The following is a 2,462-nucleotide window of genomic DNA, read 5'->3' as shown; positions in this document are numbered from 1 at the left end:
CGGCGGAGCCGGCTCCGCCTCGGAATTCGGCGCGCTTCAAGACGGGGAAACCGTGCGGGGCGGAGCGCTTCAGGCGATGGATTTGCTGCTTGACTCGTCGTGCGCGACGGGGGAAACGACATGGGTCGTCCCGCTGATCGACGCCCGCAGGGGACAGGCGTTTACGGCGCTGTACGCCGTTTCGCCCGAGGGCTGGCATTGCCGGGTGCCGGACGGTATTCGTCTGACCGCCTCTTGGACCGACGAGCTCCTTCCCTTGGCGGCTTCGGCGGAAGCCGGACCCGGCCGCGTCGTATTTACGGGCGAGCTGGAGCTGCATCAGGAAGCGATTCGTTCGTTTGCCTCCCGGTGGGGCGGACCTGTAACGGAAGCTCCGCACGAGCTGCGCGCCCGCCATGTCGCCGAGCTTGGCTTGATGCGGTGGAAGCGGGGGGAGACGGAGGATGTTCACGGGTTGGTTCCGAACTATACGCAATTGGCGGAAGCGGAAGCCAAACTTCTCGCCAAGAAATCTTAGGGGAGGCCTGTCCGATATGGAACCTAAACGCGAAGCGCAACCTGTCTTTGACGGAGTGATGCTTTTTCGCACTATGCACACGGACGACATCCCCGTGATCTGCGAGATCGAGCAGGAATCGTTCGCGACGCCTTGGACGGCCGGAGCGTTTTACAACGAGCTGACGAGCAATAATTTCGCCAAATATCTCGTGTTGGAGTACGAAGGCGAAATTGCGGGCTACGGCGGCATGTGGCTGATTATGGAGGAGGCGCATGTCACCAATATCGCGATTCGCGAAAAATACCGCGGGCGCAAGCTCGGCGAGCGGCTGCTTGTGGAAATGCAGCAGACGGCTGTTTTTTACGGGGCGCTGCGCATGACGCTGGAGGTGCGTCCGTCCAATTTGATTGCTCAGCGCTTGTATGAGAAGATGGGATTTCGTTCCGTCGGTATTCGACGGGGCTATTATACCGATAATAAAGAAGATGCGATTATTATGTGGGCGGACCTGCCCAAATCGGAACGGCTCTCCCAATAAAAGAAAACGGCTGCTTGCGAGCGGTTCAAGAACAGACGAGAGGTTTATTGACGATGATCGAACAATCGAACGAAGCGGTGTCCGTTCGCCCGGACCGGGACGGCGGACCCGTTTATATATTAGCTGTGGAAACAAGCTGCGACGAGACGTCCGTAGCTATTGTCCGCGACGGCAAAGACATCTTGGCGAATGTCGTGTCCAGCCAGATCGAGACACACCAACGATTCGGCGGCGTCGTGCCCGAGGTAGCCTCGCGCAAGCATGTGGAGTCGATCACATGGATTATCGAAGAGGCGCTGGATAAGGCGAACGTGAAGCCGACCGAGCTGGCCGCTGTCGCCGTGACGCAAGGGCCCGGCCTGGTAGGCTCCTTGCTGGTGGGGATGGTGGCGGCGAAGGCGCTGGCCTGCGCGCTGGAGCTGCCGCTAATCGGCGTGCATCATATCGCCGGGCATATTTATGCCAATCAGCTCGTGAATGAGCTGCAATATCCGTTTGTTGCGCTGGTCGTGTCCGGAGGCCACACCGAGCTCGTCTTTGTGGAAGCCGAGGGGCGCTTCCGCATCATCGGGCAGACCCGGGACGACGCGGTGGGCGAAGCTTACGACAAAGTCGCGCGGGCGCTCAAGCTGCCTTATCCCGGCGGCCCGCATATTGACCGGCTGGCGCATGAGGCCGGGGAAGCCGTCACGCTTCCCCGCGCCTGGCTGGAGCCGGATTCGTACGACTTCAGCTTCAGCGGGCTGAAGTCGGCCGTACTGGCGGCCTTGAATCAGGCCGCCATGAAAGGACAGCCGTTGGCCCCTGAGGCCGTGGCGAAAGGATTCCAGGACTCGGTCATCGACGTCCTGGTCGAGAAGGCACTCCGCGCCGTGCGCGCTTACGGCGCGAAGCAGCTCATCCTTGCCGGCGGGGTCGCCGCCAACAAGGGCCTGCGCGCCGAGCTCGAGGCTCGCTGCGCGGAAGCGGGCATACCGCTGCTGGCGCCGCCGCTCAGCCTGTGCACGGACAACGCGGCGATGATCGCCGCCGCGGCTTTTTTGAAATACCGCCGCGGGCAATTCGCGCCGTTCGACATGAAAGCCGAGCCGCTGTTGAAGCTCGAAGCGTGGTCGGTTTGATGTTAGTTCTTTGCAAAGCCGTTGCCGCCGTTAACCCGGATGGCCGCGGCTTTGTTATGGCTTAAAGTCATATTCATCCTAGTGGAAAAAAATACAATATAAAAAAAGGTTGCTTTCCGCTTGTAGATTTGATATATTACTCCTTGTCGCTTCTGCGGCAGGCTTTAAGAACTAGAGACTTTCGAATCTTGAAAAAAATAAAGCTTGCAATGATAGAGCAGATGTGATATATTAAAGAGGTCGCTTTCGAGAAGTTAAATAAACCGATCGGAAAGCTAGGAAATGAATTGCCCTTTGAAAACTG

Annotated in this window: 3 protein-coding genes; all 3 read left to right on the top strand. The window is 58.7% G+C overall.

Going from position 1 to position 2,462, the window contains the following annotated elements; translation table 11 throughout:
• Nucleotides 1-517, top strand: a 517-nt coding sequence (locus QJ48_RS37730) for a tRNA (adenosine(37)-N6)-threonylcarbamoyltransferase complex dimerization subunit type 1 TsaB (protein ID WP_369126848.1), incomplete at its 5' end; no start/stop codon positions are given.
• A 16-nt stretch (nucleotides 518-533) separates the two neighbouring features.
• Complete coding sequence (gene rimI, locus QJ48_RS28570; RefSeq protein WP_054976778.1) at nucleotides 534-1,037, top strand: ribosomal protein S18-alanine N-acetyltransferase; 504 nt, start codon at nucleotides 534-536, stop codon at nucleotides 1,035-1,037.
• A gap of 53 nt (nucleotides 1,038-1,090) precedes the next feature.
• Nucleotides 1,091-2,158: a tRNA (adenosine(37)-N6)-threonylcarbamoyltransferase complex transferase subunit TsaD gene (gene tsaD / locus QJ48_RS28565; protein ID WP_157261782.1), complete on the top strand. Its 1,068-nt coding sequence runs from the start codon at nucleotides 1,091-1,093 to the stop codon at nucleotides 2,156-2,158.
• Nucleotides 2,159-2,462: the final 304 nt, after the last annotated feature.

It is taken from the genome of Paenibacillus sp. A3, from assembly GCF_001399685.1.
GTDB lineage: Bacteria > Bacillota > Bacilli > Paenibacillales > NBRC-103111 > Paenibacillus_G.
The sequence above is the reverse complement of the archived record's forward strand: the minus strand, read 5'-3'. Positions and strand labels throughout refer to the sequence as shown.